Genomic DNA, 22197 nt, shown 5'->3' with positions numbered 1-22197 from the left:
TCCACCGGCGCACAGTGTGCTTCTCCGGGCCCGCGCCCCCTCGACCCGTGCCCTTTCGATCCGCGCCTCTCGCCGCCGCTCAGCCGTACGCCGCGATCCTCTCCCGGTAGACGCGGACCGGGGCCGCGTCGCGGTAGGGCTCCAGGCGGCGTTCGAAGTCGCGGACGTACTCCACGGCCCGTACCGAACGCATCTCGGCCGCCTGGCCCGCCGCCTCGGCGGCGAGGAGGCAGGCCTGGTCGAGTTCACCGAGACCGAGGCGGGCGGTGGCGAGGACGACCCGGCAGAACAGGCGGCTGCGGGCGTAAGCGGGGGCGCGCAGTTGCAGCGAGCGCTCCGCGTGCTGGGCGGCGGCCCGGAACTGCTGGAGGTCGCGGTGGCAGTGGCCGAACTCGTCGGCGAGCTGGGCCTCGTCGAAGAAGCGCACCCAGTGCGGGACCTCGTCGCCGGGCCGGGCGCTCTCCAGGGCGCGCTCGGCGCGCACCAGCGCCGCGGTGCAGGCGCGGACCTCACCGAGCACCCCGTGCCCGCGCGCCTCCACGGCGTGCAGCAGGGCCTGCACCAGGGGCGGGACGGAGCCGCCCGCGCCCTGCTGGGCCACCCGCGCCAGCTGCACGGCCTCCCGGCCGTGGCCCAGATAGACGGCCTGCCGGCTCATGGTGACCAGGACGTACGCGCCGTAGGTCCGGTCCGCGGCCGCCTGGGAGAGGCGGAGCGCCTGGACGAAGTAGCGCTGGGCGAGCCCGTGCGCGCCGATGTCGTACGACGTCCAGCCGGCCAGCCGGGTCAGGTCGGCGACGGCGGCGAACAGGCGGCGGCCGGTCTGTTCGCCGTAGCTGCCGCGCAGCATCGGCTCGCACTCGTGCTCCAGGTAGCGCACCAGGGCCTGTCGGGCGTGGCCGCCGCCGTAGGCGTCGTCGAGGGTGCGGAACAGCTCGCCGACGGAGCGCAGGGCGGCGATGTCACCGCCGGTGACCCGCTGGCCGGGACCGCGTTCGGCGGCGTGCCGGCGGCGGGCGGCGAACCCGGGCGGCCGCCCCGCCGGCCCGTCCGCGGAACGGATCTGGGCGGGGACGCGGACCGGCGGCTCGGGGCGGGCCACCTTCTCGTCGGCGCGGCCGATGAGCCAGTCCCGGCTGGGCACGACGAGCCCCGCCGAGGTGAAGGCGATCTTGCGCAGCTCGGCATGGCTGCCGGAGTCCTTGCGCCACAGCCCGCCGACGATGTCGACGGCCTCGTCGGGGGTGGCGGCGAACTCCAGGCCCGCGTAGACGGGGGCACAGGCGTCCAGGCCGAGGTCCTGGGCGGTGAGCCTGCGGCCGAGGCGCCGGGTGAAGACCTCGGCGATGAGGGCGGGTGTGGTCCCCCTGGGCTGCTGCCCACGCAGCCAGCGGGTGACGGAGGTCTTGTCGTATCTCAGGTCGAGCCCGTGTTCGAGCCCGAGCTGGTCCACGCGACGGGCGAGTCCCGCGTTGGAGAACCCCGCTTCTGCGATGAGCGCGGCGAGCTGGCGGTTGGGGGTGCGCTGCGCGGGTCGTTCCGACATCTGCGGTGCGGTCTCCTGCCTTCCGGCGAACGTGGTGGTGCCCGGATTGCCCGTGAGCAGCCCATGAGCAGCTCTTATGGGCTGCTGGACGGCGCGAATGTAGCGGAGAGTAAACACCTGGTTGCAGTCTTCGATCCGCATTCATCCGATCGTGTGAGGATTAATGTCGTGGCTGACGACGGGCGGCGGCCGGGGACCGTGGACCGGCGCGGAACCGGCGCCCGCCACGGGCACCGGGAGAGCCGCCGGAACAGCGGTCCGCCCGGGCGCCGGAACGGCGACCGGCCGTACGGTCGTACAGTGGCTTGGGCACGTTTCGCGCCTTACCGCGTTTCCGCCCGGCCGCTTGTTTGCCGTACTGCCGTACTGCCCCACTGCCTTACTACTGTCTGCGGAGGCGCTTGCCGTGAGTGAGTTGCGGTTCGTCCGAATGGGTTTCGGGACCGAGGCCGTCGACTACCAGGTGGCCTGGGACGAACAGCGCCGGGTGCACGCGGCGCGGTTCGCCGACGAGGTGCCCGACACCGTGATCCTGCTGGAGCACCCCCCGGTCTACACGGCCGGCCGGCGCACCCAGGACAGCGAGCGTCCCCTCGACGGCACCCCGGTCATCGACGTGGACCGCGGCGGCAAGATCACCTGGCACGGCCCCGGCCAGCTGGTGGGCTACCCGATCCAGAAGCTGCCCCGCCCGGTGGACGTGGTGGCGCACGTGCGGCGTCTGGAGGAGGCCCTGATCCGCACCTCCGCGGAGTTCGGCGTGACCGCCACCCGCATCGAGGGCCGCAGCGGGGTGTGGGTGCTGGGCGACCCGGTCGAACAGCGCCCGGCGCTCGGCGGCCTCTCCCTGGACTTCGACCCCCGCCTGACCGACGAGGAGTTCGACCCGCGGCTGAACGGCCCCGAGTACGCGCCCTCCAACGCCGGCCAGCGCCGCGAGGACCGCAAGCTCGCCGCCATCGGGATCCGGGTGGCCAAGGGGGTCACCATGCACGGCTTCTCGTACAACGTGCAGCCGGACAACAAGTGGTTCGACCGGATCATCCCGTGCGGCATCCGCGACGCGGGGGTCACCTCCCTCGCGGCCGAACTGGGCCGCGACATCACGATCGACGAGGTGCTCCCGGCCGTCGAGCGCCACCTGCGCGACATCCTGGAGCACGCCGACCCGAAGCCCCGGGAGATCGTCCGCGCGAGCGCCTGATCCGGCCCGGCACCGGTCCGCTCCGGACGCGAGGCCCCGGCCTCGCGTCCGGGAATGAGCCCCGTGCCTCGGAGGTTGGCCTGACCGGCAGGCCCAACAAACACGGGCGTACCCTGGTGTACGCCGAAGAATCGAAGCTAGGGAGCCGATGTGTCCGCAGTCGCACCCGACGGACGCAAGATGCTGCGCCTGGAGGTCCGCAACAGCCAGACCCCCATCGAGCGCAAGCCCGAGTGGATCAAGACGCGGGCGAAAATGGGGCCCGAGTACACGAAGATGCAGAACCTCGTGAAGAGCGAGGGCCTGCACACGGTCTGCCAGGAAGCCGGCTGCCCGAACATCTACGAGTGCTGGGAGGACCGCGAGGCGACCTTCCTCATCGGCGGCGACCAGTGCACCCGGCGCTGCGACTTCTGCCAGATCGACACGGGCAGGCCCGAGGCCCTCGACCGTGACGAGCCGCGCCGCGTGGGCGAGTCCGTGGTCACCATGGACCTGAACTACGCCACCATCACCGGCGTCGCCCGCGACGACCTGGAGGACGGCGGCGCCTGGCTGTACGCCGAGACCGTGCGCCAGATCCACGCGCAGACCGCCGCGCGCGAGACCGGCCGCACCAAGGTCGAGCTGCTGGCCCCCGACTTCAACGCCGTCCCGGAGCAGCTGGCGGAGGTCTTCTCCTCCCGCCCCGAGGTGTTCGCGCACAACGTCGAGACCGTGCCCCGCATCTTCAAGCGGATCCGCCCCGGCTTCCGCTACGACCGCTCCCTGCAGGTCATCACCGCCGCCCGGGACTACGGCCTGGTCACCAAGTCGAACCTGATCCTCGGCATGGGCGAGACCCGCGAGGAGGTCGGCGAGGCGCTCCGGCAGCTGCACGACGCCGGCTGCGAGCTCGTCACCATCACGCAGTACCTGCGCCCGTCGGTGCGCCACCACCCCGTCGACCGCTGGGTGAAGCCGCACGAGTTCGTGGAGCTGAAGGAGGAGGCCGAGCAGATCGGCTTCTCCGGCGTGATGTCCGGCCCGCTGGTCCGCTCCTCGTACCGCGCCGGCCGCCTCTACCGAATGGCGGTCGAGAAGCGCGGTACGTACGTCGCGGCGCAGGCCGTCTGACGCGACGCCCCCCGCTCGTGCCGGCACCGGACGAGGCATGCGTGTGAACTCGCGCACAAGATACTACTGACCAGTAATGGCCGAGAAAACGCGGTCCCGGCCGTCCTCGCAGATGAGGGCGTACGCCGGGACCGTGTCGGCTTTCGCGGGGCCCGAACCTCGGCTTCATGTCCGTTTGACCGGCGGGTCATGCCCTGGTAACACCAATCAGTGACCCTGGAATCACGCCACGTACTCCCGTACCCGAAGACGTTTCGAAGGGGACCTCCACGATGCAGGCCGCGCCCGTCCGCGCCACCGCCATCCCGTCCTTCGGCACCGCCCTGCGTGCCGTCGAGTCGCTTCTGATGAGCGGCGGCCAGCGCACCGCCCGCCGCAACGCCTGGACCTCCGTACTGGAGGACCGCCGCCGCGCCAAGGACCGGGTCGAGGCACAGCGCGTGCTCGACCAGTCCCCGACCGTCACCAGCCTCTGACCCCTCCCCCCTGCTTCCCGGACTCCACCCGCCCCCACCGGGTTCCGCCCCGACGGCGGTCCCGCGCCCGCTCCCCGCGCGGCGCCCGTCCGTACCCCTCGCGTCCCCCGTCCGGCCCCTCCCGGACACTGCCGTCGTCCTCGCTCCCGGGGGCACGTAGACTTCGTGCCATGGCGAGGAAGGAAACCGCAGCGGACGCTGCGAACCCCGGGCGACTGAAGCAGATTGCCCTGACCTACAAGATGACCCGCAGGGCCGACAAAAAGATCGGTCTTGTACTCGCGGCTATCGGAATCGTCACCTTCGGTGTCTTCCTCGCGATCGGTTTCTTGATCGGTCACCCCATCTATCTCGGCATCCTGGGCTTCCTGCTCGCCTTCCTCGCGACGGCGATCGTGTTCGGGCGCAGGGCCGAGCGAGCGGCCTTCGGGCAGATGGAGGGACAGCCGGGCGCTGCCGCGGCCGTACTGGACAACGTCGGCCGGGGCTGGACCACCACCCCCGCCGTGGCGATGAACCGCAACCAGGACGTGGTGCACCGCGCGGTCGGCAAGGCCGGCATCGTGCTGATCGCCGAGGGCAACCCGAACCGGGTGAAGAGCCTGCTCGCCGCCGAGAAGAAGCGGATGAACCGCATCGTCGCGGACGTCCCGGTGCACGACATGGTCGTGGGCACGGGCGAGGGCCAGGTCGAGCTGAAGAAGCTGCGCACGACCATGCTCAAGCTGCCCCGCGTCCTCACGGGCCCGCAGGTCACCGCGACCAACGACCGGCTGCGCGCGCTGGGCGACCTGATGAGCAACATGCCGCTCCCGAAGGGCCCGATGCCCAAGGGCATGAAGCTTCCCAGGGGCGGCCCGAAGGCCCGCTGAGACCCGTATACGACTGCGAACGTCCGTACGAAGAGGGGGCGCCCGGAATCATTCCGGGCGCCCCCTCTTCGTCGTACCGGCTTCGTCGTGCCGGCGCCGCCGGCGTCAGATCCGTACCTCGACCGTGCGGGCGAGCCGGTCGTGCAGGCCGCGGCCGTCGCGGTCCCAGATCAGCGCGGGGACGGCCAGGCAGAGCAGCGCCGAACGGACCAGAGCGCGCACCGGCTGGACCCGGCCGCTCCCGAGGGCGACGACGCGCAGGCCGAAGAGGCGCTTTCCGGGAGTGAAGCCGACCGTGCCGACGGTGAGGACGCTCAGCACGAAGAACAGCAGGAGCGCCCAGTTGCTGGTGCTCTGCCCGTAGCCGTCGGTGATGAGGCCGTATGCGATCAGGAGGCACAGCGCCCAGTCGACGGCCAGGGCGCCGATCCTGCGCCCCGGACGGGCGATGGAGCCCGGTCCGTCCTCCGGCAGCCCCAGCTGCTTGCCCCGGTATCCGAACTCGGCGCCGGCCTCTTCCAGGGCCGCGCGCGGCCCGGAGAGCCACGATCCGATTGCCTGCCTGTTGTCCACCCGACCACGGTACTGCGCCCGCACCCGGCCGGCGGAGGGAGGGGTGGACCGGGGAGGGAACGGCGCGGGACCGGGGAGAACAACGGTGCGACGGTGGGGGGTGACCGGGCTACCGTGAGAGATGAGCCGGTTAACTTGTGCGAAACAAATGGGTCACGCCCGAGAAATCACCCCTGCCTAGGGTCGGGTGCAGCGTGGGCCACCCGCACTGGCCGCACGAACGATCTACCACCCCGGCGGGACGGTCGGGAGTAGGAGGAGCTGGATGTTCCAGAACGCCGACGAGGCCAAGAAGTTCATCGCGGACGAGGACGTCAAGTTCGTCGACGTCCGCTTCTGCGACCTCCCGGGCGTGATGCAGCACTTCACGGTGCCTGCTGAGGCGTTCGACCCCGATGAGGAGCTGGCCTTCGACGGATCCTCGATCCGCGGCTTCCAGGCCATCCACGAGTCCGACATGGCGCTGCGCGCGGACCTGACGACTTCCAGGGTCGACCCGTTCCGCCGTGACAAGACGCTGAACATCAACTTCTTCATCCACGACCCGATCACGGGCGAGCAGTACTCCCGCGACCCGCGCAACGTCGCCAAGAAGGCCGAGGCCTACCTCGCCTCCACCGGCATCGCGGACACCGCCTTCTTCGGCCCCGAGGCCGAGTTCTACGTCTTCGACAGCGTGCGGTTCAGCACCTCGGCGAACGAGTCCTTCTACCACATCGACTCCGAGGCGGGCGCCTGGAACACCGGTGCGCTGGAGGACAACCGCGGCTACAAGGTCCGCTACAAGGGCGGTTACTTCCCGGTCCCGCCGGTCGACCACTTCGCCGACCTGCGCGCCGAGATCTCCCTGGAGCTGGACCGGTCCGGCCTGAAGGTCGAGCGCCAGCACCACGAGGTGGGCACGGCCGGCCAGGCCGAGATCAACTACAAGTTCAACACCCTGCTCGCGGCCGCCGACGACCTGCAGCTCTTCAAGTACATCGTGAAGAACGTCGCCTGGCGCAACGGCAAGACCGCGACCTTCATGCCGAAGCCGATCTTCGGCGACAACGGTTCGGGCATGCACGTCCACCAGTCGCTGTGGACGGCCGGCTCCCCGCTGTTCTACGACGAGCAGGGTTACGCCGGCCTGTCGGACATGGCCCGCTACTACATCGGCGGCATCCTCCGGCACGCCCCGTCGCTGCTGGCCTTCACCAACCCGACGGTGAACTCGTACCACCGCCTGGTGCCGGGCTTCGAGGCCCCGGTGAACCTGGTGTACTCGCAGCGCAACCGTTCCGCCGCGATGCGCATCCCGATCACCGGCTCGAACCCGAAGGCCAAGCGCGTCGAGTTCCGCGCCCCGGACGCCTCCGGCAACCCGTACCTGGCGTTCTCGGCGCTGCTGCTCGCGGGCCTGGACGGCATCAAGAACAAGATCGAGCCGGCCGAGCCGATCGACAAGGACCTGTACGAGCTGGCCCCCGAGGAGCACGCCAACGTGGCGCAGGTCCCGACCTCGCTCGGCGCCGTCCTCGACCGTCTCGAGGCCGACCACGAGTTCCTCCTCCAGGGCGACGTCTTCACGCCGGACCTGATCGAGACCTGGATCGACCTCAAGCGCACCACCGAGATCGCCCCGCTGGCCCTGCGCCCGCACCCGCACGAGTTCGAGCTGTACTTCGACGTGTAGGAGGCGGGTCGGGGGGTGCCGAGTGCGCACCATTCCCTGACGTGATGCCAGATGTCGGAACGCGGCGAGGGCCGCTCCCCCGTGGTCGGGGGAGCGGCCCTCGCCGCGTTCCGGCGGCCGGGCAGGACGATGCCGCCGGCGCAGTGCCGTGCGAATCCGGGACCGCCCCCGCCGACTCGCCCCGGTCTGTTGACCGGTACCTCCCGCACAGTGCGCTGACGGCGGGCGGGTTGGCCGGCGGCCGGCTCGCGGTGAACCGCGTCGGTCATCGCCCGTCCGGGCATGTCACATCGCATCGGCCGAGGACGTGTCGTGTCCGCTCCGGTGGCGTTCGGAGCCGCGAACCGTCCGGCCCCTGCCGGGAGCGGGGCCCCGCGCGTGTCCGGAACCTGCTTCCCCCGTCGAGCCCGGCGAGAGATGATTGAGCCGACACTGTTGTTCGAGAGAGGTCACGGGGATGTCCGAGAGGGACGACGAGGAGCGCGAGTTCGACATCAAGTGGGCGGACACGGCCGAGCACAAGGAGCCGTCGGCCCGGGCCCGCATGCTCGCCGCGCGCTGGAAGGACAACCCGCCCGGCCCGGTCCCGTTCCGCGGCGAGCCGGAGCACAGGGCGTCCCGTCGCTCGTCGTCCTCCTGGGTCTCCACCGCCGTGGTCCTGGGCTGCGTCGCCGCAGTGATCGTCTTCCTCGGTTACGTCAACTTCCGGCCGTACTGATCACGCAGCGGCCGGGGGCCCCCCCCCGGGGGGGGGGGGCCCGCCCCGGGGGGGGGGGGGGCGGCGGCGGGGGGGGGGGGGGGGGGGGGGGCGCCCCCGGGGGGGGGGGGGGGGGGGGGGGGGGGGGGGGCCCCGCGGGTTCGGGCCAGGGGGGTTCCGCCCCGCGGGGGGGGGGGGGCCCCCCGCGGGGGGGGGGCCCCGGGGGGCGGGGGGGCCCCCCGCCCGCTGCGTGATCGGGGACCGGCTCAGCGGTTGTAGCGCATGAAGGCCCGGACCATGTGGCAGGTCGTGTCCGACGGCTGGTGTACGCCGATCAGGTTCGCCATGCCGCGTATCGTCTCGTTGCGGGCCTGGTCGGGGAAGTAGACGCCGGAGTCGAGCAGGGCGATGGCCAGCCGCATCGCCTTGAGGCGGCGGTTGTGCGTCACGTACCACTCCCGCGGGCGGCCCGGCGGCAGCGGCCGCTTCGCCACGGGCGCGCAGGGCATTTCGAGCTGGACGGCACGCTTCTTCGCTGTGGGCTGGGTGGGCATCGGCTTGAGTGCGGCAGCGGGCACGGGCATCCTCCTGTCGCGGTCAGGGTGTCCACCGGGATCCACGACGGCCCCGGCAACATCCTCGAACACTGCTTACAGTTTACTGCCCGGCACTGACATCCGGGGAGCCTGAAGCAGTCATCGAACGCCCAGGTGAGGCGGCACATCGTGACCATGGAACAGCCGGTTCGGAGGGGGTGCGTGAGGCCGGGGGGAAATCGAACAGAGCCGGGCCGGGCGTACTGTGGGCGGCATGGAGATCTGGATCAATCCGGCCTGTTCCAAGTGCCGGAGCGCCATCAGCCTGCTGGACGCCGAGGGCGCCGGCTACACCGTCCGCCGCTACCTGGAGGACGTACCGAGCCCGGACGAGATCCGGGAGGTGCTGGAGCGGCTCGGGCTGGAGCCGTGGGACATCACCCGCACCCAGGAGGCCGCCGCCAAGGAGCTCGGACTCAAGGAGTGGCCGCGGGACGACGGATCGCGTGAGCGCTGGATCACGGCGCTCTCCGAGCACCCCAAGCTGATCCAGCGCCCGATCATCACCGCCGAGGACGGCACGGCGGTCGTGGCCCGCACCGACGAGGCAGTACGGGACGCCCTGTCCCGCTGAAGACCAACCCCCTTGTGACGCAGGCCACTTCGGAGAGTTGACCGGAGCGCTGAGCAACTCCGTTCGGGATCTCGTACATAGCGGCGTACGCTCCCCCACCGCTCAGGAGGCAGGCATGTCGCGCAGGAGAACGCTCGGCCCCAAGAAGAAGCTCGCGCTGCTGGTGAGCGCGGTGACGGTGGCCGGTGGCGGTGCCTTCGTCATGGCGAGCACGTCGAACGCCTCCCAGGCGCCCACCACCAAGTCGGCGGCCGACTCGACCGTCTGTCAGGGCCTCGCCACCGCGCTCGGCAACAACCAGAAGTTCATTGAGGGGCAACGCGCCGATCCCGACGCCCAGTCCGAGGCACGGATCGCCAACCGTGAAGCGGTCATCGCCGAGATCGGGCTCAAGCAGAAAGCGTCCGGGTGCACGGTTGGGGAGTCGGCTCAGGACTCCCAGCCCGCACAGCCCGCGCAGCCCGCACAGCCCGCCCCGGACGAGCAGGCCGGCGGGGACGACGCCGCACAGAACCCGGGCGGCGACGGCGCCGCGGCCTCCGGTGAGCAGGTGTGCAACGGCTCCACGGTCACCCTCTCCGGCGAGGACGGCGCCCCGGCGGCGTCCAGCAACCAGTTCCCGGCCGGGACACGGCTCAAGGTCACCAACCTGGACAACAACAAGTCCACGACCGTCGAGGTCACCGGTGTGTCCGGCAGCTGTGCCCTGCTCAACAACGCGGCCTTCGAGCAGGTCCGGGAGCCCGGCAAGTTCCTGATCCGCCGGGCGCTCATCGAGAAGGTGGGCTGAGGACCGGACCCGGAAGCACTCACGAACCCCCTGAGGCGCAGACCGAGTTCGGGGGGCGGGGCGTGCCGCAGCGCGTCCCGGCCCGGTCGCGCCCGGGGTGGGAGCCCTCCTCCGCTCGACCGCCGTCGAGAGCGGGGGAGGGCTCCCTGTCGTGTACGGCCCCTCCGTACGGGTCCGGCCGGGTACGGCGGGGCCCGTCGTGCCCGGCCCCTCCCATGGCCCCGTCGCATACGACTCGCCCCCGCCGCGCCGTGCTCACAGGGTGGTCCGGGGCGCGGTGGTCGCCGGTAACACGAGGTTCACACCCGGGCAACGGCCGGGAAATCGCCTGTTGACAGGCTGCGTGTCATCGCGAGCGGGGCGCCGTGCCGGCCTCCCGGTACCGGCGTGGCGCAGCGCCGGAGCGTGCAGCACCCGCACCTGCGCACCGACCCACCCGGAGGAAGTGGACCGTGAGCTTCAAGGCTGAGTACATCTGGATCGACGGCACGGAGCCGACGGCCAAGCTGCGTTCCAAGACCAGGATCATGGCGGACTCCGAGAAGACGACCGCGGTCGCCGCGCTGCCGATCTGGGGCTTCGACGGGTCGTCCACCAACCAGGCCGAGGGCCACGCCTCGGACCGCGTGCTGAAGCCGGTCTTCGTCTGTCCCGACCCCCTCCGCGGCGGGGACGACGTCCTGGTCCTGTGCGAGGTCCTGAACACGGACATGACGCCGCACGAGTCCAACACCCGGGCCGCGCTGACCGAGGTGGCCGAGCGGTTCGCCGCGCAGGAGCCGCTCTTCGGCATCGAGCAGGAGTACACCTTCTTCAAGGGCGCCCGTCCGCTCGGCTTCCCCGAGGGCGGCTTCCCGGCCGCGCAGGGCGGCTACTACTGCGGTGTCGGCTCGGACGAGATCTTCGGCCGGAACGTCGTCGAGGCGCACCTGGAGAACTGCCTGAAGGCGGGCCTGGGCATCTCCGGCATCAACGCCGAGGTCATGCCGGGCCAGTGGGAGTTCCAGGTCGGCCCGCTGGCGCCGCTGGAGGTCTCCGACCAGCTGTGGGTGGCCCGCTGGCTGCTCTACCGCACCGCCGAGGACTTCGACGTCTCCGCCACCCTGGACCCCAAGCCGGTCAAGGGCGACTGGAACGGCGCGGGCGCGCACACCAACTTCTCCACCAGGGCGATGCGTGAGGGCTATGCCGCGATCATCACCGCGTGCGAGTCGCTCGGTGAGGGCTCCAAGCCGCTCGACCACGTCAAGAACTACGGCGCCGGCATCGACGACCGCCTCACCGGCCTGCACGAGACCGCCCCGTGGAACGAGTACTCCTACGGCGTCTCCGACCGCGGCGCCTCGGTCCGCATCCCGTGGCAGGTCGAGCGGGACGGCAAGGGCTACATCGAGGACCGCCGTCCGAACGCCAACGTGGACCCGTACCTGGTGACGCGTCTGATGGTCGACACGTGCTGCTCCGCGCTGGAGAAGGCCGGCCAGGTCTGAGCCGTCCCTCTCCCCCCAACATCCGCTGGTGAAGCGAGGGGTGCCCGTCCACCGGGTGCCCCTCGCTTCGCCGGGTTCCGGGCCGCCTCGGGCGTCCACGCTGTGAACGAGCCTCCTGCTGGGGCGCGGGGTCTGCTTCAATGGGGGCATGGACGGTTTCCGGGAGCTCATCACGACAGGTCGCCATGACCTCGAGCCCTTCTGGCCCTCCCGTCAGCACGACGACTTCGACCGGGAGTGTTGCCGCGCGACGACCGCGCCGGCCCTCTGACGCCGTACATCCCGGCCTTCCACCGGCGCGAACCGCGTACGTCCTCGACGAGCCCGACCACGATCTCGCGGCCGTCGAGCATCTCGACGAACCCTTCGCGCGAAAGAGCTGACCTCTCATGGCGACCACTCGTCCTTTCTCCGCCGCGGCCAACGCGGCCACCACCGTCTCCGCGAACCCCTCCACCTCCCCCGCTCCGCTGGGCGCCCCCCTCGGCACCTCACCCCACGCGTCCCGTACCGCACCGGTGAACGGTCATCCGCGCCACCGGCTGCGGGCCGTCGCACCGGACGAAGTGGTGACGGTCGCCGACCTGCTCCCGCCGGGGGCCACCTGGCTGCCCGCGCCGCAGCACACCCTGCCCGCCCTGCCCGGACATCCGCCGATGGTCGGCTACCTGGTGCTGGTCCCCGCCGACCAGCGGCCGCCGTTCCCGGTGGCGGTCCCGGGCCCCGGAACCGCCCAGCACCCCGGCACGGCTTCCGAGGCCGCACCCGGCGCCGCCGACGACACCGCTGCCGCCGGCCGGCGGATCCGGGTCGACACCGTGCAGCGCACCGCCGAAGTGGAGGGGCGTCAGCTCGACCTCACCTACCTGGAGTTCGAGCTGCTCGCCCATCTCGTGGCCCACCCGAACCGGGTGCACACCCGCGACCACCTGGTCGCCACGGTGTGGGGCTACGGCCATGTGGGCGACGGACGCACCGTCGACGTCCACATCGCCCGGCTGCGCCGCAAGCTGGGCACCGGGCACCGGGGCACGATCCAGACCGTGCGCCGGGTCGGTTACAAGTACGCACCCTGAGCCACCGCCGCTCTGCCCTCGGCAGATCCCTGTTCCCTTCACGCCACCCGGTCCGGCAGAGTCCGGTCCATGAAGCTTCTGGTGCTGGGTGGTACGGAGTTCGCGGGACGGGCCGTCGTGGAGGCGGCGCTGGGGCGGGGCTGGGAGGTGACCGTCTTCCACCGGGGGCGGCACGCGGCCGTGCCGGGCGTGCGGTCGCTGCTGGGCGACCGCACGGCCGACGGCGGCCTGGCCGCCCTGGAGGGGACGGACGGCACGTGGGACGTCGTCGTCGACACCTGGTCGGCGGCCCCGCGTGCCGTCCGCGACACGGCGCAACTGCTGCGGGACCGCGCCGGCCGGTACGTGTACGTGTCGAGCCGCTCGGTGTACGAGTGGCCCGCGCCCGCCGGAGCCACCGAGGAGGCCCCCCTGGTGGCGGACGCCCGCGCGGACGCCGGTCTCACCGACTACGCGCGGGACAAGCGGGGCGGCGAACTGGCCGTCGTGGACGCCTTCGGCGCCGACCGGTCGGTGCTGGTACGGGCGGGGCTGATCCTCGGGCCGTACGAGAACGTCGGCCGGCTGCCCTGGTGGCTGAACCGGATGGCCCGCGGCGGCCCGGTCCTCGCCCCGGGGCCGCGTGACCTGGCCCTCCAGTACGTCGACGTCCGCGACCTCGCCGAGTGGATCCTCGGAGCGGCCGAGCAGGGGATCGGCGGGCCGTACAACCTGACCGGCCCGCAGGGGCACGAGACGATGGGCACGCTGCTGGAGGCGTGCGCGGAGGTGACGGGAGGCACGGCCGAGCTGCGGTGGACCGCACCGGAGACGATCCTGCGGGCGGGCATCGAACCGTGGACGCAGCTGCCGGTCTGGGTGCCGCCGGGCGGCGAGATGCACGACGCGCTGCACGCCTCGGACGTCTCCCGGGCGCTCGCGACGGGGCTGCGCTGCCGTCCCGTCACCGAGACCGTGGCCGACACCTGGCGCTGGCTCCAGGGCCTCGACGGGACCGCGCCCCAGCGCCAGGACCGGACGGTCAAGGGGCTCGACCCGGAGACGGAGGCGAAGGTCCTCGCGGAGATCCCGGAGATCGGAACGGCCCGGGAGCCGGGCGGGGGCGAGGAGGGGGTGTAGGTAACACCACCCCCGCGTCGGGGGGTTCGGCCCCGTGACCGGGTGCCGCCCGCTCGGCCAGACTGACGTCATGACCACGGAGCGCATGAGCACGGGCCGCACGAGCGGTGACACGAGGACCCCGGACGTCACGACCCCGGCCACCACGAGCGCGGAGGCCATGGGTCCAGGGGCCGGGAGCGGGGGTATGGAGAGGGACGGCGGGCGCGAACGGCACACCAAGGGCCTGCTGAAAGGAGCGCTGCGGGGACTGGGACTGGCGCTGGTCTCACTCCCGCTGTCGGTGATCGCCTTCAGCCTGACCCTGGTGTCGATCGCGCTGATCCCGATCGGCGTCGGCATCGTCACCACGCCGTACGTACTGAACGGGGCCCGGACCTACGCGAACTGGCGGCGGGTGCTGGCCGCGGAGTGGGGCGGGGTGCGCATTCCGCCCGCGTACCGGCCGGTGCCGAAGGACGCCAACCCGTGGGCGCGCACCTTCGGGATGCTCCGCGACCCGGCGACCTGGCGGGAACTGCTGTGGCTGCCGGTCGACATGACCGCGGGGTTCGTCACCGCGCTGCTGCCGGCCGGGCTGCTGCTGTACCCGCTGGAGGGGTTCGCGCTGGCGGCCGGGCTGTGGCGGGTGATGCCGGACCCGTACTGGTACGGCTTCGTCCCGGTGAGCGACGGAACGACCGCGCTCGGCGCCGGAGCCCTGGGAATCGGACTGCTCTTCTTCGCCCACTTCCTCTCCCCGAGCGTGCTCGCCGCGCACTACCGGCTCACCCGTGCCGTCCTCTCCCCCGGTCAGGGTGAACTGGAGGAGCGGGTGAGGGTGCTGACGGAGACGCGGCGGGACGCGGTGGACACCTCGGCCGCCGAGCTCCGGCGCATCGAGCGGGATCTGCACGACGGGGCGCAGGCCCGGCTGGTCGCGATGGGCATGGACCTGGGGACCATCGAGACGCTGCTCGACAAGGACCCGGAGAAGGCGCGGCAGTTGATCGCGCAGGCCCGCAAGTCGTCGGTGGAGGCGCTGGCGGAGCTGCGTGAACTGGTGCGCGGCATCCATCCGCCGGTGCTGGCGGAGCGCGGCCTGGGCGACGCGGTGCGGGCGCTGGCGCTGCGGCTCCCGGTGGCCACCGAGGTGAACGTGGACCTGCCGGGGCGGGCCGAGGCGCCGGTGGAGTCGGCCGCGTACTTCGCCGTCAGCGAGGTGCTCACCAACGCGGTGAAGCACGCGGAGGCGGACCGGATCTGGGTCGACCTGCACCACACCGGGGGACATGTGCGGGTGAGCGTCACCGACAACGGCAAGGGCGGGGCGGCGATCGGGGCCGGCTCGGGGCTGGCCGGGGTGGAGCGGCGACTGGGTACATTCGACGGCGTCCTCGCCGTCAGCAGTCCCGCGGGCGGCCCCACCATGGTCACCATGGAGATCCCTTGCGAGTTGTCCTAGCCGAAGACCTGTTCCTGCTGCGTGACGGACTGGTCCGGCTCCTCGAGGCCCATGACTTCGAGATCGCCGCGGCGGTGGAGTCCGGGCCCGAGCTCAGCCGCGCGCTGGCGGAACTGGACCCGGACGTCGCCGTCGTCGACGTCCGCCTGCCGCCGACGCACACCGACGAAGGGCTGCAGTGCGCGCTCGAAGCGCGCCGCCGGCGGCCCGGACTGCCGGTGCTGGTGCTGTCGCAGCACGTCGAGCAGTTGTACGCGCGGGAGCTGCTGGCCGACGGCAGTGGCGCGGTGGGCTACCTGCTGAAGGACCGGGTGTTCGACGCGGGGCAGTTCGTCGACGCCGTACGGCGGGTGGCGGCGGGAGGCACGGCGATGGACCCGCAGGTGATCCAGCAGTTGCTGGCGCGGAAGTCGGGCGACGACCGGCCGCTGGCGCGGCTGACGCCCCGGGAGCGGGAAGTGCTGGAGGAGATGGCTCAGGGCCGGTCCAACGCGGCCATCGCCGGCAAGCTGGTGGTGACGGAACGGGCCATCGCCAAGCACACCGCGAACATCTTCGCCAAACTGGGCCTGGAGGTCTCGGACGACGACAACCGGCGGGTACTGGCGGTTCTCGCCTATCTCGACCACGGCCGGTGAAACCGGACCGGCGGCCCCCGCGCCCCCTCACCGGATGCGGTTGATCAACAACTCCCCGTGTTCCAGGGGCTGTTGAAACCGGAGTGCCGCGAGAACTTCTCATCAATTTCCGGGACGGCTGAACACCCGTGGGGCGGTCCCCGTACTCAAGGGAGCCGCTTCACTCCTGTCGGGCGCCTCGATGCCCCGCAAGGGATGCCCCGCAAGGAAGTCAGAGGAGTTCCATGGGACGCAATACAAGAAAACGCCGTATGCCGTTGGCCACCAAGGCCGTGGCCGCATCGGCGGCCCTAGCGCTCGGTGGGGGCGGGCTGATCTGGGCGAACTTCTACGCTTCGGCCGGCGAGTCGAGCCAGTCGCAGAACCGGACGAAGTCGAACGCGGCGCAGCAGATCGCCACGATCGACTGCCCGGACGTGGGCCAGCAGCTCTCCGACGTACCGGACCCGGCCCGCGGCGAGGTCGACGGTGAACTGGCCTCGATGGACCAGCAGATCACCGACGCCTACCAGCGCCTGGTCACCACGCGCCAGGCGCAGGCCGGGGACTCGCAGTACGTCCGGAATGCCATTCTGGGTCCGCTCAAGGACCGGCGTAAGGTGCTCATCGACCGGATCAAGCTGGAGATCGACCGCGCGGGCGGCCAGGCTCCCGGGAACCTGGACGAGCTCGCCTCCTGCTCCGGTCGCCCCGCCGACCAGCCGCAGCCGACCGACGGCCAGAACGGCGACGGTCAGGACGGCGACGGTCAGAACGGCGACGGTCAGAACGGCGGTGGCCAGGACAACGGCCAGGACGGCGACGGTCAGGACAACGGCCAGGACGGCGGCGGTCAGAACGACGGCGGCCAGGACAACGGCGAAGGCCAGGCCCCGACCGACAACGGCAACGGCGCCGCGGGCCCGTTCGCCGAGGACTTCATCGACATCAACGACGTCCAGCCGAACTCGCGCAACCTGCCGAACGGTCTGGCCGCCAACGGCAGGTCCGGCTCCAAGGGCAGCTTCACCACGAAGTGCGGTGTCAACGAGAACGAGCTGTACAACAGCGACAACATCATCGTGGCCCCCGGTGTCGCGAACGGCGCGCACCACATGCACGACTACGTCGGCAACCAGAGCAACAGCTCGCTCTCCAGCGACGACGACCTGGTCGTCGCCGAGACGAGCTGCCAGAACCAGGGCGACAAGTCCTCGTACTTCTGGCCGGTGCTGCGCGTGCAGGACGGCACCCAGGAGTTCGACGCGGCCGACCAGGGCGGCGGCGCCGAGGGCAACGTCGGCAGGATCCTGCAGGCCCAGGAGGCCCAGCTCCGGTTCGTCGGCAACATGCGGAGCAAGGTCGTCGCGATGCCGAAGCTGATGCGCATCATCACCGGTGACGCCAAGGCGTTCACCAACGGTCTGGCGAACGCCAACACCTCGTACAGCTGCACCGGCTTCGAGGACCGGCAGTCCACGGACAAGTACGTGCTGTGCCCCGAGGGCAGCCAGCTCGTGCGCACGTCCAACTTCCAGAGCTGCTGGGACGGACAGAACGCCGACAGCGCCAACCACCGTACCCATGTGGCGTTCGTCCAGGCGGACGGCAGCTGCGCGAACGGCTTCAAGGCCATCCCGCAGCTCCAGGTCCGCCTGGTGTACGACGTTCCCACCCCGACCATCGAGAACGGTCAGGTGAAGAACCCGTACGCCGTGGACAGCTTCCCGGAGCAGCTGCACAAGCCGATCACCGACCACAACGACTTCATCAACGTCATGGACGAGAGCCTGATGAACAAGGTGGTCAAGTGCATCAACAAGGGCAAGAAGTGCACGTAGTCCCCTCGGTCGTCCACTGAGCAGGACCGGTGCGGAGGAAGGGCCGGTGGCGGGATTCCCGCCACCGGCCCTTTCCGTGTTCCCGGTACTCCCGGTTGTCCGGCGTGCTCGTTCGGGCGCCGTGCCCGGCCGGGCACGGCCTCGGCCCTAGTGCCCGGAGTGCCCGCCCGTTCCCTCCCCCGCCCGGCCGGACGGGTGCGCACCGCCGCCGTGGTCCATGCTGCTGTGGTCGATGCCCTCCTCCACGTCGCCGCCGAGCCGGCCGCGCAGGTCCTCGAGCACGTTCTCCTCACCGACGGCGACCCACTTGCGGCCGACGAGGTAGAAGCCGCCGTAGTCCTTGGCCGTCTCGATCCACTCGCGCTGGCCGCGGTCGGTGGCGAAGGTGGCGAGGACGTACTTCTCCTTGCCCTTCTTGCAGATGGCCTGGCGGATCGTGTCGGCGTCGGTCTGCATGTTCGGCTCGCACTTCACCTCGGCCGCCAGGTGCTCCAGGCTGCCGGTGGCCATGACCGGTGCCTCGCTCTTCCCGTCGCCGTTCGTGTCCTCACCGCCGGACCCGCAGCCCGCCAGCGCCAGTACCGCCACCGCGCCGGTCAGCGCGAGCATCGGTCGGGTCAGCCTCATGAGTTCCTCCGGTCCTTCCGGCGACATGCCGCACGGAGCCCCGGCGCGGGGCTCTCCGCCTTCGATACGGCCCGGGGGCCCGGAGTGCTCAATCGGTGACCTGCGGGCGCATCGCTCGTTCTGCCTGATGTGCAGTCACAGCATGCCGCCAAGCGCCCCGCACCCCCTTCCTCCGACGGACCGCTCGTCGACGTCGGGCAGGCCGAGGCCGCCCTCGTCGAGCACTATCCGCGGCTCGTCCGGCTCGCGTACCTGATGCTGCCGCCGGAGCCCGCCGGCCGGGGCCGGCGGGTGCTGACCGCGCACGCCCTGGTGCAGCGCGCGCTGCCCCGCGGCCGCACCGCGGCACCGGCGATCCCCGCCCAGCCCCGGCGGTCCGCCGACGGCCGGGCCGCGCACTCCGCCCGGTCCGGGCGGCGGCCGGACCGGGCCACCCGAGCCGCCCGGACCGTGCGGGCCGACGACGGGGACGGCGGCCCCGGGTACGCGCTGGTCCGGCTCCAGGTGGTGCGGACCGCGCTGCGGGCGTGCCCGTCGCGCAGGCGCGGGGCACGGCGCAGGCGGGCCGGGCTGCCGGCCCTGCCCCCGCTGCCTCCGCCGCTGCCCCAGGTGTGGGGGCTGCGCCTGTTCCCCCGGTCCGGGGGTGCCGACGAACTCGCCCTGGAGCAAAGGCTGTCCGCCCTGTCCGGTCCGGCCCGCGCCGCCTGGGTGCTGCGCGGTCTGGAGCGGCTTTCGGACGACGACGTCCGCGCGGTCCTCACCGACGCGGGTGCGGCCGACGCCGCGGGGGCGCTGCGCGAGGCCGACCGGGTGCCGGCCGAGTACCGGATGCTCGGCTCCCCCGAGTTCGACCCCTGCTCGCTCCAGGCCCGGCCCACCGATCTGGTGCGCCGCCGCCGGCGTCTGAAGGCCGCACTGGCCGCCGGGGCCGCACTCGTCGTCTGCGGTGCGCTGTTCGGGCTGCCGGACGACGGCTGGGGCCCCGACGGTGCCGCCGCGCCGCCGTACGCGCTGAACCGGGCCGCGCAGGCCGCCCTGGACCCGGGGAAGCTGGCCCGGGTCTCCCCCGTCCTCTGGAAGACCTCCGCGCGTACCGACTTCTCCGTGTGGCCGGCCCGCGGTGACCTGGCCGGCGACGCGGTCCTGCTGCGCCGCGCCCTCGCCGTGTGGGCCCGGCCCGGTGCGCGGGTGCGGGTGTCGGCGACGCCGGGCACCCCGTCCGGCGGTCCGGCCGGACCGCCACAGTTGCTGTACGCCGGGACGGTCGACAACGCGCGCGTGGTGATCCTCCACGACGGTCTGCGCATCACCAGGTACGCCGAGCCCCTGACCGGCGCCGAGGGCGCCGCCCTCGACTTCGCCCGGGTCGACGGTGCGGACCGGGCCGGGGCCAGCGCGCTGGTGCTGGGCCGCTCCGACGGCAACGTCCGTTATCTGACGGCCCCCTGGGTCCGTTCGGCCGGTGCGCGGGACCTGCGCGAGCCCGGCGCGGACACGGCGGACCTCCCGCTCACCGACGGCGTGACCTCGCCGCTGGCCGGTCCGGCCCTGAAGCCCGGCTCGTGCACCTCGTGGAACGTGCTGGAGCTGACCGACGACACCGGCACCCGGCTGGTGACCGACCTCGGCGAGCTGGTCCCGGCCGTGCTGACCGCGGGGCGGCCCGGGACGGCCGGTGAGGCCGCCGGCGCCAAGGCGTTGCGCACGTGGTCGCCGTTCGCCTGCTCCCTGGCGTCGATGCGCTCGGCGGGCGTACGGAGCGTGAACGCGTGGGCCTTCGCCGAGCAGCCGCTGCCGGACGCGAGCGGTTCGGCGGCCTGGGTGTGCACCCGGGCCGAGACCTGGCGGGGCGGCGGTACCCGGGTGCAGGCCCAGTTCCACACGCCGGGCGGACCGTTCGGGGCGGTGGCGGCCCGGGCCGAGGACGTGCCGCAGTGCGGGGAGCGTGAGCCCCGGGTGCTCGCCGGGGTGCTGTGGAAGTCCGGGGCGGGCACCTGGTACCTGCTGGCCGCCGGCAGCCGCGGCACCACGTCGGTCACCACGACGGGCGGGGTCGAGGGCACCGCGCAGGGCAACCTGCTGACCCTCGAGGCCGAACAGGGCGCCCAGGCCGACCTCGAGGGCACCCTGGAGAACGGGGACCCGGTCACCGGGCTCCGCTGACCCGGGGCGGGCCGGCCGGCGGTCCGGACGATCGCTGCCGTCCGGTCCGGACCGTTCACGGCCGGATTCGATCGGTAGGCTGTATGTATGACTACCGGGGTACGCCGCAGAATGGGAGTCGAGGAGCGACGGCAGCAGTTGATCGGCGTCGCCCTCGAACTGTTCAGCCGTCGCTCGCCCGACGACGTCTCCATCGACGAGATCGCATCGGCGGCCGGCATCTCACGCCCGCTGGTCTACCACTACTTTCCCGGCAAACTCAGCCTCTACGAAGCCGCGTTGAAGCGTGCCGCGGACGATCTGGCGTCGCGGTTCGTGGAGCCGCGCGAGGGCCCGTTGGGGGCGCGGCTGCTGCGGGTGATGGGCCGGTACTTCGACTTCGTCGACGAGCACGGGCCCGGTTTCTCCGCCCTGATGCGCGGCGGCCCGGCGGTCCCCGCAGGCGGAGCCTTCTCGATGAAGACGGTCTCGACCACCAACGCGCTGGTCGATTCCGTGCGGCAGGCGGCGTACGAACAGATTCTGTCGCACATGGGCGCGGTGGATCCGCCCGCGCGGCTGGAACTGGTGGTGCGGTCCTGGATCTCGCTCGCCGAGTCGACGGCGCTGATCTGGCTGGACGGCCGGCGTATACCGCGGGACGAGCTGGAGGCCCAGTTGGTGCACGACTTCGCCGCGCTCTGTGCCGTGGCCGCGGCCCACGACGAGGAGTTGGGCGTGCTGCTGCGCGACCTGCTGAAGGACGAGCCGGGCGACGGACCGTTCACCGACCTGGTCACCCGGCTCATCGCCCTGGCGTCCCGGTGAGCACCGTGACGACGTGGGGGCTGGTCGTCGAGACGACCATGGGTACCGGGGAGCGCAAGCACACGGAGGCGCATGTGGTGGCGCACGTCACCGGCTCCCGGACGGAGGCGCTCGCGGAGCTGGAGCGGCGGGCCCGGAACCACGTACCCGTGCACCCCCTGAGCCCCAAACGCCGTCGCCTCCTGCGGGCCGGCGACGGGTTCCTGCTCGTCGTCGACGGGGCGTGGCAGTCGTTCGTGACTCGGTTCACCATGGCGGAACTGCTGGAGGACTCCGCCGCCTCCCCCGCCCCGGAACCCGTGGCCGGGGCGCCGGCCCCGGCACCGGCCGCCCCTGCCGCTCCCCCGGGTGAACCGGCGGAGCAGCGGGTCGAGGCCGAGTCGGCCGTCGGGCTGGACGAGGACGGCGTGCCGGTGCGGCCTGCCTGGCTGGGCCGCGCCGACCTGACGTGAAACCGTCCGCCGGCCGGTGAGGACCTACTCGCCCTCGAACTTCCGGTAGGACGCGTCGAGCTCGCGTACCTCGGCGGAGGCGTGCAGGGTCAGGTCGCCGACCGCCCGCACGTGCCGCCGCACCAGTTCCAGGACGGCCTCGGTGAGCCGTGCCCTGGTCTCCTCGGTCCGCCCGGGGAGCAGGGCGATGTGGACGTGCACCAGGGCGTGGTCCTCTGCCGGCTCGTGGCCGACGAAGACGTCGCCGGTCGGGCGCAACCGGGTCTTGCACGCCGGGAGCTTCGCCCCCGCGATCTCCACCACGGCGCTGTGCAGGTCCCGGACGAAAGCGGGCCAGTCGCACGCGAAGAAGGACTCCACTTGTGCGGAGTGGTCGACGGTGATCTGCGGCATGGGTGGGCCCTCCGGTTCCGGGTCGGAGGGCCCACCCTAGCTTCCGCGG

22 protein-coding genes are annotated in these 22197 nt (G+C 72.1%); 17 read left to right on the top strand and 5 right to left on the bottom strand.

The genetic code is table 11. From position 1 onward, the window contains the following. Window positions 1-79 precede the first annotated feature (79 nt). Window positions 80-1546: a regulator gene (locus tag ACIF80_RS07140; protein WP_399801227.1), complete on the bottom strand. Its 1467-nt coding sequence runs from the start codon at window positions 1544-1546 to the stop codon at window positions 80-82. A 406-nt stretch (window positions 1547-1952) separates the two neighbouring features. Between ACIF80_RS07140 and lipB the strand changes: the two genes are divergently transcribed. The 4 genes from lipB to ACIF80_RS07120 all read left to right on the top strand — a co-directional run bounded on the left by lipB (window position 1953) and on the right by ACIF80_RS07120 (window position 5214). Continuing rightward, a complete protein-coding gene (lipB, locus tag ACIF80_RS07135; RefSeq protein ID WP_399800413.1) occupies window positions 1953-2750 on the top strand; it encodes a lipoyl(octanoyl) transferase LipB in 798 nt (265 codons plus the stop codon). A gap of 150 nt (window positions 2751-2900) precedes the next feature. Then, a complete protein-coding gene (lipA, locus tag ACIF80_RS07130) occupies window positions 2901-3866 on the top strand; it encodes a lipoyl synthase (protein ID WP_399800410.1) in 966 nt (321 codons plus the stop codon). A gap of 272 nt (window positions 3867-4138) precedes the next feature. Next, window positions 4139-4342 carry a hypothetical protein gene (locus ACIF80_RS07125; RefSeq protein WP_381215988.1) on the top strand — a complete coding sequence of 68 codons (204 nt, stop codon included), beginning with the start codon at window positions 4139-4141 and terminating at the stop codon, window positions 4340-4342. Window positions 4343-4512: 170 nt separating this feature from the next. After that, a complete protein-coding gene (locus ACIF80_RS07120; RefSeq protein ID WP_399800407.1) occupies window positions 4513-5214 on the top strand; it encodes a DUF4191 domain-containing protein in 702 nt (233 codons plus the stop codon). A gap of 105 nt (window positions 5215-5319) precedes the next feature. On the opposite strand, the gene ACIF80_RS07115 is transcribed toward ACIF80_RS07120, so the two are convergent. Beyond that, window positions 5320-5787 (bottom strand): RDD family protein, encoded by a 468-nt coding sequence (locus tag ACIF80_RS07115; RefSeq protein ID WP_399800405.1) that lies wholly within the window; start codon window positions 5785-5787, stop codon window positions 5320-5322. 265 nt (window positions 5788-6052) lie between these two features. Between ACIF80_RS07115 and glnA the strand changes: the two genes are divergently transcribed. Both glnA and ACIF80_RS07105 read left to right on the top strand, forming a co-directional pair. Beyond that, window positions 6053-7462 carry a type I glutamate--ammonia ligase gene (glnA, locus tag ACIF80_RS07110; RefSeq protein WP_399800402.1) on the top strand — a complete coding sequence of 470 codons (1410 nt, stop codon included), beginning with the start codon at window positions 6053-6055 and terminating at the stop codon, window positions 7460-7462. 457 nt (window positions 7463-7919) lie between these two features. Then, the gene (locus tag ACIF80_RS07105; protein ID WP_399800399.1) at window positions 7920-8180 is read left to right on the top strand and encodes a hypothetical protein; all 261 of its coding nucleotides are present in this window, start codon (window positions 7920-7922) and stop codon (window positions 8178-8180) included. Between the two features lie 245 nt (window positions 8181-8425). On the opposite strand, the gene ACIF80_RS07100 is transcribed toward ACIF80_RS07105, so the two are convergent. Next, window positions 8426-8737 (bottom strand): hypothetical protein, encoded by a 312-nt coding sequence (locus ACIF80_RS07100; RefSeq protein ID WP_399800397.1) that lies wholly within the window; start codon window positions 8735-8737, stop codon window positions 8426-8428. Between the two features lie 232 nt (window positions 8738-8969). On the opposite strand from ACIF80_RS07100, the gene ACIF80_RS07095 reads away from it, so the two are divergent. The 8 genes from ACIF80_RS07095 to ACIF80_RS07060 all read left to right on the top strand — a co-directional run bounded on the left by ACIF80_RS07095 (window position 8970) and on the right by ACIF80_RS07060 (window position 17706). After that, entirely contained in the window at window positions 8970-9329 is a 360-nt protein-coding gene (locus tag ACIF80_RS07095; protein ID WP_399800395.1) for an arsenate reductase family protein, read from the top strand. Between the two features lie 115 nt (window positions 9330-9444). Further along, the gene (locus ACIF80_RS07090; protein WP_399800393.1) at window positions 9445-10119 is read left to right on the top strand and encodes a hypothetical protein; all 675 of its coding nucleotides are present in this window, start codon (window positions 9445-9447) and stop codon (window positions 10117-10119) included. Window positions 10120-10571: 452 nt separating this feature from the next. Next, the gene (gene glnII, locus ACIF80_RS07085) at window positions 10572-11609 is read left to right on the top strand and encodes a glutamine synthetase (RefSeq protein WP_399800391.1); all 1038 of its coding nucleotides are present in this window, start codon (window positions 10572-10574) and stop codon (window positions 11607-11609) included. A gap of 389 nt (window positions 11610-11998) precedes the next feature. After that, window positions 11999-12685 (top strand): winged helix-turn-helix domain-containing protein, encoded by a 687-nt coding sequence (locus ACIF80_RS07080; protein WP_399800388.1) that lies wholly within the window; start codon window positions 11999-12001, stop codon window positions 12683-12685. Window positions 12686-12754: 69 nt separating this feature from the next. Further along, entirely contained in the window at window positions 12755-13804 is a 1050-nt protein-coding gene (locus ACIF80_RS07075) for an SDR family oxidoreductase (RefSeq protein WP_399800386.1), read from the top strand. Between the two features lie 187 nt (window positions 13805-13991). Further along, on the top strand, window positions 13992-15248 hold the full coding sequence (locus tag ACIF80_RS07070) for a sensor histidine kinase (protein ID WP_399801224.1): 1257 nt from the start codon (window positions 13992-13994) through the stop codon (window positions 15246-15248). Further along, the gene (locus ACIF80_RS07065) at window positions 15233-15886 is read left to right on the top strand and encodes a response regulator (protein ID WP_399800383.1); all 654 of its coding nucleotides are present in this window, start codon (window positions 15233-15235) and stop codon (window positions 15884-15886) included. The genes ACIF80_RS07070 and ACIF80_RS07065 overlap by 16 nt, the downstream gene beginning before the upstream one ends. A gap of 224 nt (window positions 15887-16110) precedes the next feature. Continuing rightward, the gene (locus tag ACIF80_RS07060; protein WP_399800381.1) at window positions 16111-17706 is read left to right on the top strand and encodes a DUF1996 domain-containing protein; all 1596 of its coding nucleotides are present in this window, start codon (window positions 16111-16113) and stop codon (window positions 17704-17706) included. Between the two features lie 147 nt (window positions 17707-17853). On the opposite strand, the gene ACIF80_RS07055 is transcribed toward ACIF80_RS07060, so the two are convergent. Next, complete coding sequence (locus ACIF80_RS07055) at window positions 17854-18333, bottom strand: hypothetical protein (protein WP_399800379.1); 480 nt, start codon at window positions 18331-18333, stop codon at window positions 17854-17856. Window positions 18334-18462: 129 nt separating this feature from the next. On the opposite strand from ACIF80_RS07055, the gene ACIF80_RS07050 reads away from it, so the two are divergent. The 3 genes from ACIF80_RS07050 (at window position 18463) to ACIF80_RS07040 (ending at window position 21755) form a co-directional block, all read left to right on the top strand. Next, entirely contained in the window at window positions 18463-20496 is a 2034-nt protein-coding gene (locus tag ACIF80_RS07050) for a hypothetical protein (protein WP_399800377.1), read from the top strand. A gap of 87 nt (window positions 20497-20583) precedes the next feature. After that, on the top strand, window positions 20584-21303 hold the full coding sequence (locus ACIF80_RS07045; protein ID WP_399800374.1) for a TetR/AcrR family transcriptional regulator: 720 nt from the start codon (window positions 20584-20586) through the stop codon (window positions 21301-21303). After that, window positions 21300-21755, top strand: a complete 456-nt coding sequence (locus ACIF80_RS07040) for a hypothetical protein (protein ID WP_399800372.1) — start codon at window positions 21300-21302, stop codon at window positions 21753-21755. The genes ACIF80_RS07045 and ACIF80_RS07040 overlap by 4 nt, the downstream gene beginning before the upstream one ends. A gap of 24 nt (window positions 21756-21779) precedes the next feature. On the opposite strand, the gene ACIF80_RS07035 is transcribed toward ACIF80_RS07040, so the two are convergent. Beyond that, a complete protein-coding gene (locus ACIF80_RS07035; RefSeq protein ID WP_399800369.1) occupies window positions 21780-22148 on the bottom strand; it encodes a 5-carboxymethyl-2-hydroxymuconate Delta-isomerase in 369 nt (122 codons plus the stop codon). Window positions 22149-22197: the final 49 nt, after the last annotated feature.

Source organism: Streptomyces sp. NPDC085927 (assembly GCF_044540975.1).
GTDB classification, from domain to species: Bacteria; Actinomycetota; Actinomycetes; order Streptomycetales; family Streptomycetaceae; genus Streptomyces; species Streptomyces hirsutus.
Note: the sequence above shows the minus strand (reverse complement) of the source record. Positions and strands in the feature narration are given on the sequence as shown.